Origin of the sequence: Streptomyces sp. NPDC091376 (assembly GCF_044757085.1) — a bacterium.
Taxonomy (GTDB): Bacteria; Actinomycetota; Actinomycetes; order Streptomycetales; family Streptomycetaceae; genus Streptomyces; species Streptomyces pratisoli.
In genome coordinates, this window is record NZ_JBIVUF010000009.1 from 146,346 (window position 1) to 162,745 (window position 16,400).

The 16,400-nt window shown below is 70.6% G+C and carries 10 protein-coding genes; 5 read left to right on the plus strand and 5 right to left on the minus strand.

Translation table 11 applies throughout. The features are described from left to right. Positions 1-45: 45 nt before the first annotated feature. The 3 genes from ACIQMR_RS20985 to mfd all read right to left on the minus strand — a co-directional run bounded on the left by ACIQMR_RS20985 (position 46) and on the right by mfd (position 6,634). Positions 46-915 (minus strand): hypothetical protein, encoded by an 870-nt coding sequence (locus ACIQMR_RS20985; protein ID WP_401389226.1) that lies wholly within the window; start codon positions 913-915, stop codon positions 46-48. Positions 916-1,054: 139 nt separating this feature from the next. After that, entirely contained in the window at positions 1,055-2,728 is a 1,674-nt protein-coding gene (locus ACIQMR_RS20990; RefSeq protein WP_401389229.1) for a hypothetical protein, read from the minus strand. A gap of 351 nt (positions 2,729-3,079) precedes the next feature. Then, the gene (gene mfd / locus ACIQMR_RS20995) at positions 3,080-6,634 is read right to left on the minus strand and encodes a transcription-repair coupling factor (protein WP_401389232.1); all 3,555 of its coding nucleotides are present in this window, start codon (positions 6,632-6,634) and stop codon (positions 3,080-3,082) included. Positions 6,635-6,828: 194 nt separating this feature from the next. Between mfd and ACIQMR_RS21000 the strand changes: the two genes are divergently transcribed. Next, positions 6,829-7,353, plus strand: coding sequence for a SigE family RNA polymerase sigma factor (locus ACIQMR_RS21000; RefSeq protein WP_358668784.1), 525 nt, complete (start codon positions 6,829-6,831; stop codon positions 7,351-7,353). Continuing rightward, a complete protein-coding gene (locus tag ACIQMR_RS21005; RefSeq protein WP_401389236.1) occupies positions 7,346-7,855 on the plus strand; it encodes a hypothetical protein in 510 nt (169 codons plus the stop codon). The genes ACIQMR_RS21000 and ACIQMR_RS21005 overlap by 8 nt, the downstream gene beginning before the upstream one ends. A 130-nt stretch (positions 7,856-7,985) precedes the next feature. Here the strand turns inward: ACIQMR_RS21005 and ACIQMR_RS21010 are convergent, their stop codons facing one another. Beyond that, positions 7,986-10,559: an ABC transporter permease gene (locus ACIQMR_RS21010; protein WP_401389239.1), complete on the minus strand. Its 2,574-nt coding sequence runs from the start codon at positions 10,557-10,559 to the stop codon at positions 7,986-7,988. Next, a complete protein-coding gene (locus ACIQMR_RS21015) occupies positions 10,556-11,344 on the minus strand; it encodes an ABC transporter ATP-binding protein (protein WP_401389242.1) in 789 nt (262 codons plus the stop codon). The genes ACIQMR_RS21010 and ACIQMR_RS21015 overlap by 4 nt, the downstream gene beginning before the upstream one ends. Positions 11,345-11,928: 584 nt before the next feature. Here ACIQMR_RS21015 and ACIQMR_RS21020 point away from each other — a divergent pair. The 3 genes from ACIQMR_RS21020 to ACIQMR_RS21030 all read left to right on the plus strand — a co-directional run bounded on the left by ACIQMR_RS21020 (position 11,929) and on the right by ACIQMR_RS21030 (position 16,389). After that, positions 11,929-13,470 (plus strand): MFS transporter, encoded by a 1,542-nt coding sequence (locus ACIQMR_RS21020; protein WP_401389590.1) that lies wholly within the window; start codon positions 11,929-11,931, stop codon positions 13,468-13,470. Positions 13,471-13,592: 122 nt separating this feature from the next. Next, positions 13,593-14,060 carry a hypothetical protein gene (locus tag ACIQMR_RS21025; protein WP_401389245.1) on the plus strand — a complete coding sequence of 156 codons (468 nt, stop codon included), beginning with the start codon at positions 13,593-13,595 and terminating at the stop codon, positions 14,058-14,060. A 52-nt stretch (positions 14,061-14,112) separates the two neighbouring features. Next, complete coding sequence (locus ACIQMR_RS21030) at positions 14,113-16,389, plus strand: hypothetical protein (RefSeq protein ID WP_401389248.1); 2,277 nt, start codon at positions 14,113-14,115, stop codon at positions 16,387-16,389. The last annotated feature ends 11 nt before the right edge of the window (positions 16,390-16,400 follow it).

The following is a 16,400-nucleotide window of genomic DNA, read 5'->3' on the forward strand; positions in this document are numbered from 1 at the left end:
CTGCGCCGAACCTCACGTCCGGGAACGTTCACCGCCGATACATCGTCAGACCTTGCCGATGCCCAGGGTCGTCTCGCGCGGCAGAAGCCCCGAGCCGAGGACCGCGACCCAGAGGGGCCCGAGGAGTTCGGCGAGGCGGGTGGTGCCGGTGGGGCCGAGGCCCCGCCAGGGGGAGGCGGCCAGTTCGTCCGTACGGCGCTCGATCCCGGCGCGCAGCGCACGGCCCTCGTCGGTCGCGGTGCCGTCGGCGGCCAGCAGTCCGCGTGCGACGAGCCGTTCACCGGCGGCCGCCCACTCCTCGGGGCCCCAGCCCCTACTGGCGAAGACCTCGGCAGGCGCCGCGCCGATCGCGGCGAACGACACGAGGGATTCGACGGGGTCGAGCCCCGCGGCGGCCAGGGCGGAGACATGTCCGTCGCCCCGGTGCTCGCGCAGGATCGTCGCCGCGTGCCACAGCACGAGGTGCGGCTCCTCGGGCCAGGGCAGGGCGGCGTTGGCCGCGGCGAGCGGGCGGCCGTCGGTGTCGGCGGCCTCCGCGGCGCGACGGGCGAGCGCGGCGGCCTCGGCCAGGTCGGCACCGGCCACCGTCTCGCTGTCGAGGAGGGCGCGGTAGGCACGGTCGATGCCGCGCGTCCTGGCCGCGAGCACCGCGTCCGGCGCGGCGACGTCCCAGGCGGCCGGGACGTGCTCCGCGACCACGCGCGGGGCGAAGCTGTGGAAGGCCGTGGTCACCTCGGGCGCACCGGGTGCGCCGAGCGGTGCGGCGCGCCAGGCGAAGTAGCTGGGCCAGCGCTCGCCCGTGTCGTAACCGAGCGCTCCGGCCTCCCGGAAGACCTCGGGTGCGTAGTAGAGGACGGCGTGCAGCGGCTCCAGGAGGTGCCACATCTGCCGCACGCGCCCGTTCTCGTCAGCCATGACGTTCCCTCTCCCCGTGACCCTGCCGGCGTCCATCTTGACAGTGACCAGATTGCTCCCGTCCACCGAACTTGTCAATGACCAGATTCCGTACGGCCGATGCCTCAGCCGACCCCTCAGCTGACCTTCAGCCGATGCCTCAGCCGACGCAGCCGGGCACGGACTCCGAAGGACGGCAGTTGTTCGGGGTGTTGAACACGACCTGCGTGTCGGTGAGCGTGACCGTGCCGGAGCGCTTGAAGATGCCGCCGCCGTCGATGGCGCGGGTACCGCTGACGACGGTCCGGTCCAGCGTGGTCGTACCGGTCGCGTGATAGAGACCGCCGCCCAGCGCCGTACCGTCCGGCGCGCTCACGCTGTTGCGGAGGATCCGGGACCGCGTACCCGTCAGCCTGCCGCCGTCCGGGTTGTCGAGACCGCCGCCCTGCGCGGTGCCTTCCGGCGCGCTGACGACGTTGCCGACGACGGAGCTGCGGGACAGCTCCAGAACGGCCTTCGGCCCCAGCCGGATGCCGCCGCCGCGCGCGGTGCCGCCCCGCGCCGCGACCCTGTTGCCGCTGACATGCGTGTTGCTGACGGTCATGAGGGTGTTGTTGGTGATGCCGCCGCCCTGGGCGACACCGTTCGGCGCGTCGGCGAGATTGCCCTGGACGAAGCTCCCGGTGACGGTCATCCGGCCGAGCTCCGGCGAGGCACCGTTGGTGAGCGCGGCACGGGCGAATCCGCCCGGGGCCAGCGAGCGGTTGCCCCTGACGACGGAGTTCTTGACCGTCGTCTGCGCCAGGCCCGCGAGACCGGAACCGAACGCGAAGCTCTCGGTGTTCTCCCTCACCCACGCCATGTTGTTGATCACCTGGGCGCCCTCGACCGTCAGCGGACCGTCGTTCGCGATCCCGCCGCCCGCGGCGGCGCCACCGTTCTCGGACCCCTTGTAGGCGACGGTGTTGCCGCTGACCACCGAGCTGCGCACGGTGGCGTTGCCCGGGCTGTCGATGCCGCCGCCCTGCGCGTACAGCTTCGACTCGGCCCGGTTGGCGGTCACCTTGCTGCGCGTCAGGACCATCGAGCCGAGGTTGGAGATGCCGCCGCCGCACACCATGCCGGGGACGTCCGGGTAGGCCGGGCAGTCCGTGGCGCTGCCGCCGCTGATCGTCGTCGAGTGCAGCGTCAGCATGCCCGTCGTCCCCACGAGCAGAACGCGGAACCTGGGGGCGGAGGCGACGCGGGTGATCGTCGCGCCGCGCCCGTCGATCGTCAGCTCGTCGGTGATCACCGGCAGCCCGTTGACGGGGTGGAAGGGGTTCGCTCCCGCCGTCAGCCGGTACACACAGCCGGGCGTCAGCCGGAGTGTTTCGGCGCCCGCCTTGCGGTTCGCCGCGCTGATCGCGGAGACGAGGTGCGGGACGGAACAGGGCACCTCGCCGGTGCCGGGCTTCGGCGGCGGCGCGGCGGGGGCGGCAGGGACCGCGACGGCCGAAGGAACCGGAGGCTTGGCGGCCGGAGCGGTGGGAGGGGGCGTCTTCGGCCGAGCCGCGGGAGCCTTCGGTGCCGCGGGAGCGTTGGATGCCGCGGGAGCCTTCGGGGCCACAGGAGCCTTCGGTGCCGGTGAGGCCGGTGAGGCCGGTGGAGCCGGAGGGACCTTCGTCGCCGGAGGAGCGGGCTTCTGCGCCTGAGGCGGTGGGGACGGCGCGGCGGGCGCGGCGGGCCCCGGTGGCGCGGGCGGGGGCGTGGCACCGACGGCGGCAGCGACGGGGACCGTGACCAGAGCGCTCGCCACGAGACCGATGACGGCCGGAACGTGCTGACGAGACATCAGGGACTCCTCACTGCTGGGCAGTACGGCCGGCCACGCTGGACACAGCCCTGGCGAGCCAAGCCGAACACGTCCGGCCGCCATCGGCTCCCCGGCCTGATCCGTACGGACGAGCAACGGCCGGGCAGTGGCCCGAACGGCGCACACGAAACGAAGGCCCGGGGGCGCCCGTGCGCCCCTCCGCGGGGACCGGCGCGCGCCCCCGCCGCCCTCGCCCGGGCCCTGCGCCGAGCGGCCTTCCGAGCCCGTGCGGCAGCCGGCCCGCGACCTGCCGGGAACCCCGGCACGCACGAGGGCCGGCCGCCTCCCGGTGGTCCCGGGAAGGCGGCCGGCCCTCGTCGCTTCGCGGGGCTACGACCCCAGGATCGACGTCAGGAACTCACCCGTCCACGCCAGCAGTTCCCGCCCCACGACCGGCTTTCCGCCGATCTTCCCCGTCGTCGGCCGCGGCACCAGGATCTGATGGACCGCCGGCTTGACGACCGTACGCGGATACAGCCGCTTCAGCCGCAGCTCCTGCGACTCACGCAGCTCCACCGGCGCGAAGCGGATGTTCGGGCCCTGGAGGACGATCTCGCCGACGCCGCACGCCCGTGCGAACATTCGCAGTCCGGCCACGAGCAGCAGGTTCTCCACCGGCTCCGGCAGCTTGCCGTAACGGTCCGTCAGCTCCTCGCGTACGGCCTTGATGTCCTCCTCCGAGTTGGCCGAGGCGATGGCCCGGTACGCCTGGAGACGCAGCCGCTCGCCCGGCGCGTAGTCGTGCGGGACGTGCGCGTCGACCGGGAGCTCGATCTTGACCTCCAGCGGCGGCTCCTCCTCGACACCGCCCTCGAGCGAGGCCCGGTAGTCGGCGACCGCCTCACCGACCATGCGGACGTACAGGTCGAAGCCGACGCCCGCGATATGACCGGACTGCTCACCGCCGAGGAGGTTGCCCGCGCCGCGGATCTCCAGGTCCTTCATCGCCACGTACATGCCCGCGCCCATCTCGGTGTGCTGGGCGATCGTCGCGAGCCGCTCGTGGGCGGTCTCCGTCAGCGGCTTCTCCGGCGGGTAGAGGAAGTAGGCGTAGCCGCGCTCCCGGCCACGGCCGACCCGGCCGCGCAGCTGGTGCAGCTGCGAGAGACCGAAGTTGTCGCCGCGCTCCACGATCAGGGTGTTCGCGTTGGAGATGTCGATGCCCGACTCGACGATCGTCGTCGAGACGAGCACGTCGAACTTCTTCTCCCAGAAGTCGACGACGACCTGCTCCAGGGCGCTCTCGCTCATCTGGCCGTGGGCGGTGGCGATACGCGCCTCCGGGACGATGTCCCGCAGCCGGGCCGCCGCCCTGTCGATCGACTCGACCCGGTTGTGGATGTAGAAGACCTGGCCCTCGCGGAGCAGCTCACGGCGGATGGCGGCCCCGATCTGCCTCTCCTCGTACGGGCCGACGAACGTCAGGACCGGGTGGCGCTCCTCCGGCGGGGTGGTGATCGTCGACATCTCGCGGATGCCGGTGACCGCCATCTCCAGGGTCCTCGGGATCGGGGTCGCGGACATCGTCAGGACGTCGACGTTCGCGCGCAGCTTCTTCAGCTGTTCCTTGTGCTCGACGCCGAACCGCTGCTCCTCGTCGACGATGACGAGGCCGAGGTCCTTGAACTTGGTCTCGGAGGAGAAGAGCCGGTGCGTGCCGATGACGACGTCGACCGAGCCCTCCCGCAGCCCCTCCAGGGTCGCCTTCGCCTCGGTGTCCGACTGGAAACGGGACAGGGCCCGGGTCACGACGGGGAACTGGGAGTACCGCTCGGAGAACGTCCCGAAGTGCTGCTGCACCAGCAGCGTCGTCGGCACGAGGACGGCGACCTGCTTGCCGTCCTGCACGGCCTTGAACGCGGCCCTTACGGCGATCTCCGTCTTTCCGTAGCCGACGTCACCGCAGATCAGCCGGTCCATCGGGACCGACTTCTCCATGTCCTCCTTCACCTCGGCGATGGTGGAGAGCTGGTCGGGCGTCTCCACGTACGGGAAGGCGTCCTCCAGCTCCCGCTGCCACGGGGTGTCCGGGCCGAAGGTGTGGCCGGGCGCCGCCATCCGCGCGCTGTACAGCTTGATCAGGTCGGCGGCGATCTCCTTGACGGCCTTCTTCGCGCGCGCCTTGGTCTTCGTCCAGTCCGCGCCGCCGAGCCGGTGCAGCGTTGGGGCCTCGCCGCCGACGTACTTGGTGACCTGCTCCAGCTGGTCGGTCGGGATGTAGAGCCGGTCGCCGGGCTGGCCGCGCTTGGCCGGCGCGTACTCGACGAGCAGGTACTCGCGGGTCGCGCCCTGCACGGTGCGCTGCACCATCTCGAGGTAGCGGCCGACGCCGTGCTGCTCGTGGACGATGTAGTCGCCGACCTCCAGGGTCAGCGGGTCGATCTGCTTTCGGCGGCGCGTCGGCATCCGCGTGCCGTCCTTGCCGGCGGCCTTCTGGCCGGACAGATCGGTCTCCGTCAGCACGGCGACCTTGAGGCCCGGGTCGACGAAGCCGTAGTCGATGGAGCCCGTCGCGACATGGACGACGGACGGGGAGATCGCCCTGAGGTCGGCTTCGAGGCGGGCGGCGATGCCCTCACCTCCGAGGACCTCGACGGTACGGGCAGCGGGGCCGTGCGCCTCCGTCACGTACACCGTGCGCCAGCCGTCGGCGAGCCAGCCCTTGGTGTCGGCGAGGGCACGGGCCGTGTCGCCGCGGTAGGTATCCGGGGCGTGCATCCCGAGCTTCAGGGTGTCAGAGTCGCCCGCTGCGTCAGCGCCAGATGTCAGGGCTTCGTCGGCGGCGAACGGCGACACCGACCACCACATCATCCCGAGCTCACGCGCCCGGTCGCGGACATCGGCGATGCCCCACAGCGAGGCCGCGCCGACGTCGATCGGCGCCTCACCGCCACCGGCGGTCGCCGCCCAGGACGCGTGCAGGAACTCCTGGGAGGTCGCCACCAGATCCGCGGCCCTGGTCCGCACCCGCTCCGGGTCGCACACCACGGTCATCGAGCCCGCGGGCAGGACGTCGAGCAGCAGCTCCATGTCGTCGACGAGGACCGGAGCCAGCGACTCCATGCCTTCGACGGCGATGCCCTCCGCGATCTTGCCGAGCAGTTCGCCCAGTTCCGGGTGGGCCTCGGCGAGCGCGGCGGCCCGCTGCCGTACGTCGTCGGTCAGCAGCAGCTCACGGCACGGCGGCGCCCACAGGCCGTGCTCGGCGACCTCCAGCGAGCGCTGGTCGGCCACCTTGAAGTAGCGGATCTCCTCGACGTCGTCGCCCCAGAACTCGATCCGGAGCGGATGCTCCTCGGTCGGCGGGAAGACGTCGAGGATGCCGCCGCGCACGGCGAACTCGCCGCGCTTCTCCACCAGCTCCACCCGCGAGTACGCGGCGGCCGCGAGCCCGGCCACGATCTCTTCCAGGTCGGCGGTCCGGCCGGTGCGCAGGGCCACCGGTTCCAGATCGCCGAGCCCCTTGACCTGCGGCTGCAGCACCGAACGTACGGGAGCGACGACGACGCTCACCGGCCCCGCGGCCGGGTCGTCCGTGCTGGGGTGGGCGAGCCGGCGCAGCACCGCGAGCCGCCGGCCCACGGTGTCGGAACGGGGGGAGAGCCGCTCGTGCGGCAGGGTCTCCCACGACGGGTACTCGGCGACCGTGTCGGGGTCGAGCAGCGAACGCAGCGCCGCGGCGAGGTCCTCGGCCTCCCGCCCGGTCGCCGTCACGGCCAGCACCGGCCGGCCCGCCTCGCGCGCCAGCGCGGCCACCGCGAAGGGCCGCGCGGCGGGCGGTCCGACCAGGTCGACGTGGGGCCGGTGACCGTCGCCTGCGGCCTTCACCGCTTCGACGAGGGCGGGGTCCTTGACGACGACGTCGAGCAGACCGTGCAGGCTCATGAAGGGTCCATCCCGGGGAGGTGGGCAACGCGAAAGGCCCGACGCGTCTGAGGTCCCCCTGGTCGAGGACCAGGGGCGGGCCGGGGATCTCCAGGGTAAACCGCCGGGATTTCCGGTGCGCGGGTAAACCGGTCCCCGGCCCCGGGCGTATACCCCGTGAGATCTCACCACCGACCAGCACTACGGAGCCGCACGTGACCGACGAGGAGTTCGAGGAGTTCTACGGCTCCGGTGTGAAACAGCTGGTCGGGCAGGTGTACCTGATGACCGGGGACCTCCACGAGGCTCAGGACGTCGTCCAGGAGGCGTTCGTACGGGCCTGGAGCCGGCGCTCGGGGCTGCGGCGCGACGCCGGGCCGGAGGCCTGGATACGGACGGTCGCGTGGCGGCTCGCGGTCAGCCGGTGGCGGCGCCGGGGCCGGGCCGCGGAGGCCTGGCGACGGCATCACCGGGAGGGCCGGGCACCGGTCGCGCCCGAGCCGGACCCCGGCACGGTCGCGCTGGTCGCGGCGCTGCGGCAGCTGTCCGAGCGGCAGCGGCGCGTGGCCGTCCTGCACTACGTGTGCGATCTGTCCGTGGCGCAGGTGGCGGCGGAGACCGGCATGGCCGCCGGGACCGTCAAGTCGCATCTGTTCCGCGCGAGGGCCGCACTCGCACCCCATCTCGACGACTCGGCCGACGCGGTCGGCTCGATCATGCCGGAGGAGCACGGTGTCTGACTTCGACGAGCAGGAAGCCCCGCTGGCGGCGGCGCTCAAGCGGGCGGCGGCGGCGGGCGGAGCCCTGGCCGCGCCCGCCCCGGCCGAGCGGGTGTCGGCGCTGGGCGCGCGCCGCAGGGCCCGCAGGGTCGCGGTGGCGGCGGCGTGCGCGGTGTGCCTGCTGACGGGCGGCGCCACGGTGGCCGCGGTGCAGCTGACCGCGCAGGGCCCGACGGCACCGGCCGCACCGCCGACGCCCGCCGACTCGGGCAACGGGAAGTCCCCGTCGCCGTCGGTGCGCCCGTCCCCGGGCGAACCGAGCGTCTCCCCCACGCCGACCCCGCCGCCGACCGCTTCCCCGAACGCGCCGTCGACCGTCCCCCCGACCGCGCCGCCGACGGCTTCCGCCACCACGCCACCGAGCGGTTCCCCCACCGGGCCACCGTCCGGGACTCCCACCGCCACGCCGACCGGAACGCCGACCGGCCTTCCCACGGCATCCCCCACCCCCGGCGGCGGCTGAAGCGGGCGGCGGGAGGCTGAGCGGGCGGGAGGCAGGACGTACAACGGCTCCGGCCCGGTGAGCGTGGAGGACGCTCACCGGGCCGGAGCCCCATCCTACGGAACTACCCCGTCCACTCCGGCTGCTCCGGCTACTCCGTGGCGATGGCGTTCAGTACGTTCATCCGGCCCGCCCGGAAGGCGGGGACCAGCGCCGCGAACAGTCCCACGAACGCCGACCCGACGAAGACGTACAGGATCGTCGGCCACGGGATCTCCAGCACGCCGAGGCCCTCCAGGGCCAGCAGCTTCTGGGCCGCGGTGCCCCAGCCCATGCCCAGGCCGAGGCCGAGCAGGGCGCCGAAGAGGGCGATGACCACCGATTCCAGGCGGATCATGCGGCGCAGCTGGCGGCGGGAGAGGCCGATGGCGCGCATGAGGCCGATCTCCCGGGTCCGTTCGACCACCGACAGGGCCAGGGTGTTCACGACTCCGAGGACCGCCACGATGATGGCGAGCGCGAGCAGACCGTAGACGATGTTCAGCAACTGGCCGACCTGGTCCTTCAGATCCTGCTTGAAGTCGGTCTGGTCCAGCACCCGGTACTGCGGGTACGCCGCCAGGGCGTCCTTGAGGGCCGCGTAGGCCGCCTTCTCCTCGCCCTCCTTCGCCTCGGCGAACATCATGATGTTCTTGGGCATCCGCTCGGGCGTGAAGTAGCGCTCGGCCGTGGTGATGGCCATGTACATCGCGCCCTTGTCGACGTTCGTGTCGTCCGAGGTGATCGCCGCGACCCTGAGCTTCGCGGTGTCACCGTTCGTGAACGCGACGGTCATCGTGTCGCCGACCTCGACGCCGTGCTTGCGGGCGTAGTCGTCGCCGACGGACATGGCGTCCTTGCCGTACGCCGCCTTCAGGTCTCCGGCGACCGTCTCGCGCCGCAGGTCCTGCGCGTACGTCGGGTCCGCGGCGACGAGCCAGTTGTCCTGCGAGGAGGTGCCGTCCGGTGCGGTGATCTTCGCCTTGACGCCCTTGTACTCGGTGACATGGGCGATGCCGGGCGTCTTCTCCAGGGCCTTCTGGGCCTGCGGCATGATCGGGCCGTTGGTGCTCTGGACGATAAAGTCCGCGCCGACGGACTTGTCGAGCTCCTCCGTCGCCGAGGCGACCATGGACGAGCCGACGACGGACAGACAGGCGACGAGCGCGAGGCCGATCATCAGCGCGGCCCCGGTGGCGCCGGTGCGGCGCGGATTGCGCAGCGCGTTGCGTTCGGCCATCCGTCCGACCGGGCCGAAGACCCGCAGGACGACCGCGCCGATGACCCGGACCACGCCGCCTGCCAGCAGCGGGCCGATGACGATGAAGCCGATGAGGCTGAGGACGACACCGATGCCGAGCCACATCGAGCCCTCGGTGGCCTGGTCCGCCCGCGTCGCGAGCCACAGCCCCGCGCCTCCGGCGCCGGTGAGGACCACGCCGAGGATGCCGCGTACCAGACCCGCCTTGCCGTCGGCCGGGGTGCCGGCGTCCCGCAGCGCGGCCATCGGGGAGACCTTCCCGGCCCGCCGGGCCGGGATGTACGCGGCGAGGACGGTGACGACGACACCGAGGAGGAGCCCGACGGCGGGGGTCGTCCACTTCACGGTCAGGTCCTGGGTGGAGAGGTTCATGCCCATCGACGACATGAGCTCCATCAGCCCGATCGCGAGGCCGACCCCGGCGGCGACACCGGCGATGGACCCGATGATGCCGAGCAGCAGGGCCTCGATGAGCACCGAACGGTTGACCTGCTTGCGGCTCGATCCGATGGCCCGCATCAGACCGATCTCGCGAGTGCGCTGGGCGACCAGCATCGAGAAGGTGTTGACGATGAGGAAGATGCCGACGAGGACGGCGATCCCGGCGAAGCCGAGCATCGCGTACTTCATGACGTCGAGGAAGCCGCCGACGTCCTCGCGGCCCGCGTCCGCCGCCTCGGCCTGCGTCTGGAGCTTGTACGGGCCCTCGGCGACCGCGGCCACGTTCCTCTTCAGCTGCTCGTCACTGACGCCGGTGGCGGCGGTCACGGCGATGTGGGTGAACTCTCCTGTCCTGCCGAGGAGTTCACGCTGGGCGGTGGCCGTGTCGAAGTAGACGACGGCCGCGCCCGGGTTGGTGACCTTGAAGGAGGCGATGCCGGAGATCTTCGCCGTGAAGTCGCCGGTGACGGCGATGGTGCGCAGCTCGTCACCGATCTCGAGCTTGTGCTTCTCGGCGGTGTCCGCGTCGACCATCACGTCAGTGGGGCCGCGCGGGGCGTGCCCGGAGGTGATCTCCATGGTGCGCAGATCGCCCTGGGTCCAGCTGCCGGCGATTGTCGGGGCGCCGTTGCTGGAACCCATGTTCTTGTTGCCGGCGTCGACGACGGTCACGCTCATGGAGACGACCCCGCCCTCGGCGGACTTCACGCCCTGCGCCTTCTCCACCTTCGACAGGAGGGAGGCGGGCAGGGTCTCGGGCCTGCCGTTCTGCGGCGTCTCGTCGTCGCCCTCGGCGCTCTTGGGGCTGACGGTGACATCGGCCGAGGTCGCCGCGAACAGCTTGTCGAAGGTGGTGTTCATCGTGTCGGTGAACACGAGCGTGCCGGACACGAACGCCACCGACAGCAGGACGGCGATGGCGGACAGCGCCATGCGTCCCTTGTGCGCGAAGAAGTTGCGCAGCGAGGTCTTGAGTACGGTCACGACGTCCGCCCCCGGGCGTCGAAGTCCTTCATGCGGTCCAGGACCTGGTCTGCGGTGGGGTTGAACATCTCGTCGACGATCCGGCCGTCGGCGAGGTAGAGCACACGGTCGGCGTAGGAGGCGGCGACGGGGTCATGGGTGACCATGACGATGGTCTGGCCGAGTTCGTCGACGGACCTGCGCAGGAAGCCCAGCACCTCGGCGCCGGCCCGGGAGTCGAGGTTTCCGGTCGGCTCGTCCCCGAAGATGATCTCGGGGCGGGCGGCGAGGGCGCGGGCCACGGCGACACGCTGCTGCTGACCGCCGGAGAGCTGGGTGGGCCGGTGCCTCAGCCGGTCCGCGAGGCCGACGGTCTCCACGACCCGGTTGAGCCATGCGGCGTCCGGCTTGCGGCCCGCGATGTCCATCGGCAGCGTGATGTTCTCGATGGCGTTGAGGGTCGGCAGCAGGTTGAACGCCTGGAAGATGAAGCCGATCCGGTCCCGGCGCAACTGGGTGAGCTTCTTGTCCTTGAGCCGGGTGATCTCGGTGTCGTCGAGGTGGATCTCGCCCGAGGTGACGGTGTCGAGTCCGGCGAGGCAGTGCATCAGCGTGGACTTGCCGGAGCCCGACGGGCCCATGATCGCGGTGAACTGCCCCCGCATGATGTCCACGTCGACGTGGTCGAGCGCGACGACCCGCGTCTCGCCGGACCCGTACGCCTTCACGACCTGTCGCGCTCGCGCGGCGACGGCCGTACGCCCTCCAGTGTCCCCGTGCCTGGGGATGGTCACAGCCGTTGTCACGGTAAGTCTCCTATGTCGGTGAATTGGCGGCGTTGACCGCGCCGCGTGCGGTACGAGTCTGCGGGGAGAAGCGGTCCCGCCGCGCTGGTGCACGGCGCAGTCCTGGGCGGGGGTTTTCCCCACCCCTCGGCGGTCCGGCCGTCCGGGCGCCGTCGTAAGTACACGGTAAGGACGGGCTCGTGGCCCTCTCGTCCTCCAGGGGGACGAACGGTCCCTGGCCGGAAGGAACCGGAAGTAAGGAGGTCCCCCTAGGGGTCCCCGGCCCCCGGGGGATTCCTGCCCCTGAACACGCAAACCCGCCTCACCCGGAGCCGAAGGTGAGAGGCTGTGTCCCGCGGAGATACGTGCATAGGGAAGGGATCTCGATGAGCGCGGGCGGCGCGGGCAAGGACCGGACGGGCGCGAACGGAGCGGGCCCGGACGCGGGCGCGGAGATCGGGCCCGGCAGCGGTGCCGGCACGAACCGCGCGGGCGACAACACCGGCCGCGCGAGCACGCCGAGGAGCGCGGGCATCCCGAGGAGCGCAGGCACGCCGACGAGCGCGAGTGTCCCGACGAGCGCGGGCACGCCAACCAGCGCGGGCATGGACAGGCCCCATGCGCGCGGTACCGGCAACGGCGGTACGGACCGTACAAACACGGCGCCCGCCGGGACGACCCGCCGCCGGGGGCCGGTGGTCGCCGCGCTGATGCTCGGCATGGCGCTGGCCGCGCTCGACGGCACGATCGTCTCGACCGCGGTTCCCCAGATCGTCGGCGACCTGGGCGGCTTCTCCGTCTTCTCCTGGCTCTTCTCCGGCTATCTGCTCGCCGTCACCGTCACGCTCCCCGTGTACGGAAAGCTCTCCGACACCTTCGGCCGCAAGCCCGTCCTGATCGTCGGCATCGTGCTCTTCCTGGCCGGTTCGCTGCTGTGCGCGGCCGCCTGGAACATGGCCTCGCTCATCGCCTTCCGCGTCGTCCAGGGCCTGGGCGGCGGGGCGCTCCAGGGCACGATCCAGACGATCGCCGCCGATCTGTACCCGCTCAAGGAGCGGCCCAGGATCGTGTCGAGGCTGTCCACGGTGTGGGCGGTGTCGGCGGTCGCGGGACCGGCGGCTGGCGGTCTGATCGCCGCGTACGCCGACTGGCGCTGGATCTTCCTAGTCAACCTCCCGGTCGGCGCCGTCGCGCTCTGGCTGATCGGCCGTCATCTCGTGGAACCGGTACGGAAGCGGGGTCCGCGCCCGAGGATCGACTGGCCGGGAGCCCTCGCGATCTTCCTCACCGGGACGCTGCTGCTCACCGCGCTCGTCCAGGGCGGGGTGGCCTGGCCCTGGCTCTCCGCGCCCTCGCTCGGGCTCTTCGCGGCAAGCGCGGCCGCCGCGGCCGTGACCGTACTCATCGAGCGCCGGGCGGCGGAACCGATCATCCCCGGCTGGGTGTGGCGCCGCCGCACGATCGCCTCGGTGAACCTCGCCCTGGGCGCGCTCGGACTGCTGATGATCGCCCCCACGGTCTTCCTGCCCACGTACGCCCAGTCGGTCCTCGGACTCGGCCCGATCGCCGCCGGGTTCGTGCTGTCCGTGATGACGCTGAGCTGGCCGGTCAGCGCGGCGTACTCCAACCGCCTCTACAACCGCATCGGCTTCCGCAACACATCGATCACGGGCATCGGCGCGGCCCTGCTGATCCTGCTCGCCTTTCCGCTGCTCCCGTATCCGGGCGAGCCCTGGCAGCCCGCGCTGCTGATGCTGCTGCTCGGCGCGGCCCTCGGGTTCTTCCAACTGCCGCTGATCATCGGCGTCCAGTCGACCGTGCCCTGGGCCGAGCGCGGCACGACGACCGCGTCGGTGCTCTTCTGCCGCCAGGTCGGCCAGAGCGTCGGCGCGGCACTCTTCGGAGCGCTCGCGAACGCGGTCCTCGCCGCCCGGCTCGGCGGCTCGGGCGACCTGGACTCGATCTCCCACGCCCTGGCGGACGGCACGCCGTCGGACGGCCTGCGCCGCGCGGTGGCGTCGGCGGTCGACCACGTCTTCGTCGGATCGGCGGCGGCGGCCGGCCTGGCCCTGCTGGTGCTGGTGTTCCTCGCGCCGCGCAGGTTCCCGGTGATCCACGAGCCCGCACGCGAGGACGCCACGGGCTGAACGCCGGTGACGTGAGGCCTTCGTGAAGTTCTGATCACTCACCATGCGCAATCGGTCATGCGCCTGTCACCGCCGACTACGGTGGAATGGCGAGACAGCTCAGACGACAACGGGGGAAGTCAATGGCATGGGATGAGTGGGAGCAGGCCAAGGCCGCGGTCGCAAGCCGGAACGACTCGGAGCAGATGAGGCTGAACCAGCTTCCGGCTGAGGGCAGCGGACCGACCGGAACGGGCAGCGGGGGCACGGACCTGGTCGTCCACGACGATGTACTGGGCAAGCTGGGCGACATGGCGCGCTCGCTCAGGGACCAGTTGTCGAAGGACGGCGACCACGCCCGCGTAGCCACCTTCGAAGCCTCCAACGACCTTTTCAACGGAGGCCTCGACATGGGAGCCGGCCTCCTCCAAGTGCATGACGCGTGGAACACCAAGCTGGCCACGCTCAAGGAGGCCTGCGGACACATCTCGAACGGCCTCGACTATTCACGCTCCACGCACAGGAAAACGGAGCAGAAGATCGTGCTCGGCATGAACGCGTTGGACGGCACACCGATGACCCAGTCGCGTATCTACGACCAGATCAAGTGACTCGACAGCAGACGCGGATTGCAGCCGTACCAAGGCAACGGGGAACGAACTCATGGTGACCTACCAGGAATTGCACGATCTCAACCTCAGCAAGCTGAACACCGCCGTCACGCAATGGCAGCAGATGCTCAACAAGCTGGTCATCCTGGCCGATGGAGGGGACGGCGGGGTAAACGCCGCCGATCTCGAGAAGAAGGCCAACGCGGCCGACTGGAAGGGTGACAGCGCCACCGTCACCAGGAAGTTCACCACGACAACGGCGCGTCAGTTCGACGACATGGTCACCGAGGCTCGCAGTATTCACAGCATTCTCCACGGTGCCCACGCGGAGCTGAAGAAGCACAAGGAAGACCTTCGCACCGCTGTCGACACCTGGGCCAAGAAGAACATCTACATCAACTCCAATGGAAACGCCCAGTACGCCGGACCGCCCCGGGAAGTGGAGGGCGCGCCGCCGCCACCGACCCAGGAAGAGCTCGACGCGGCACAGCGCGACATCGACCGGATCATGGCGGCGGCCAACGAGACCGACCGGATCGCCGCTCGTGCGCTGCGTAAGCACGCCGAGAGCAAGTACGACTTCGACGAAAAGGGCTTCAAGGACCTGAACGACGCGGACCGGCAGCAGGGCATCGAGGACGCGGACGCGATGATGCGCCTCGCCTCCAAGGGCGACGCGCTGACCGACGCCGAGTTGAAGCGCTTCAACCAGGTCGCCGGGTACCACCGCGACAACCCCGCCTTCGCGGAGCGTTTCACGACCAAGCTGGGCCCGGAGGGCACCCTCACGTTCTGGCGCAGCCTCGCCGACCCCGGCCGGGGACACACCCCGGACCCGGACAGCGACCGCGCGAAGCTCCTCGCCAAGGTGCAGGACAACTTGGGCATCACCCTCGCCAACGCCACCCGCGTCGACACTCCCGCCATGCAGGAGTGGAAGGACCGGATGATCGCGCTGGGCGACGACCAGATCAAGCACCCGAACGGCATGCCCAGCGCTCCGTACGGCTTCCAGGTGCTCGGCCCGTTGATGACCGAGGGCAAGTGGGATACCGAGTTCCTCAGCAAGTACGGCAAGTCAGTGATCGAGTTCGAGCGCAAGTTCGACGATTCCGTGCTCGGCGGACCGGACCAGGTATGGGAGAACCGCTTCAACCCGGCCCAACTTTCCTACCCGCCCGGCGGAACCAAGCCGGACAGCGACCCGGTGGCCAACCTGATGGAGGCACTCGGCCACAACCCGGAAGCGTCACTGAAGTTCTTTGACGAATCGACCGGCAAGGGCGACAAGGAAATGTCGAATTGGGACTACCTGGTCGACAAGGACGGCGAAGGCGCCCGTAAGTGGCCCACCGATGACGACGGCAAGACCACGGGGTACGAGAACCTCGGGCACGCACTGGAGTCGGCGACGCTCGGGTACGCGTACGACGAGGACCCGTCCATCCCGCCCTTGAAGACCGAAGAGGACAAGACTGCGCGAGACCTTCGCACCCTCCTCATGGACCGGGTCGTCGACCACTACCAGACGTCCGACACGATCGATGGGCAGGACGGCATCCGCAAGAGCCTGGCGAACATGGCGGCCGGCCATATCGACAGCCTCAATTACTCCCTCGACAACTGGGGAAATTCGGGAGCCTATACGGACAGGGATGGATTCTACGGCCGTGAGGCCAATCGCCTCCGTGACTTCGAAGGACCGGCCTCCGCGGGCTTCCTGCGCGCCCTCGCATCCGACAAGGACGCCTACGAGACCGTTTCCATCGCCCAGCAGGTGTACGGCGCCAGCACGATGGCCGCACACGACGGCAGCAGTGCGGACGCGATGAACGCGGGCGTGAAGAGCGTCAGGATGCACGGGATGCTGGATGAGGCGCGCCTCGAAGCCATCGGCATGGAGTTCCACGACGACAAGGAACAGCGGAACCTGGAGATCGAAAAGCAGGGTGAGTGGCGCAAGTTCGCCGCCGGGGCCGCTGTTGGCGTCGGAGTCGGCGTGGCGACAGCCTTGATCGTACCCACCGGTGGCGCAGCGCTGATAGCCGTCCCCATCGCCATTGAGACGATCGGCGGCGCCGCCAATACCGTGGTCGCGGCGGACACGCTCCAGTGGATCAAGGACAACGAGTTCGACAACCGGGACGATTCGGTCGCGAGCATCGACCAGGCCAAGGCAGACGGATCAGCAAACGCGATAGTCCCCCTCATCAACTACAAAGAGACGCACGGGATGTCAGACAGGGAATTCAGCGACTGGGTCCAGAAAGCTCAGGGAGCGTACAACGACGGCGGAGACATCACCGACACCAGTAACTCCCCCAACTAAGGCTGGTGACC

Excerpts from the sequence above, each read along its gene's own strand:
- ACIQMR_RS20985 (WP_401389226.1), bottom strand. The coding sequence starts at position 915 with ATGGCTGACGAGAACGGGCGCGTGCGGCAGATGTGGCACCTCCTGGAG.
- ACIQMR_RS21020 (WP_401389590.1), top strand. The coding sequence starts at position 11,929 with ATGGACAGGCCCCATGCGCGCGGTACCGGCAACGGCGGTACGGACCGT.
- ACIQMR_RS21025 (WP_401389245.1), top strand. The coding sequence starts at position 13,593 with ATGGCATGGGATGAGTGGGAGCAGGCCAAGGCCGCGGTCGCAAGCCGG.
- mfd (WP_401389232.1), bottom strand. The coding sequence starts at position 6,634 with ATGAGCCTGCACGGTCTGCTCGACGTCGTCGTCAAGGACCCCGCCCTC.
- ACIQMR_RS21030 (WP_401389248.1), top strand. The coding sequence starts at position 14,113 with ATGGTGACCTACCAGGAATTGCACGATCTCAACCTCAGCAAGCTGAAC.
- ACIQMR_RS20990 (WP_401389229.1), bottom strand. The coding sequence starts at position 2,728 with ATGTCTCGTCAGCACGTTCCGGCCGTCATCGGTCTCGTGGCGAGCGCT.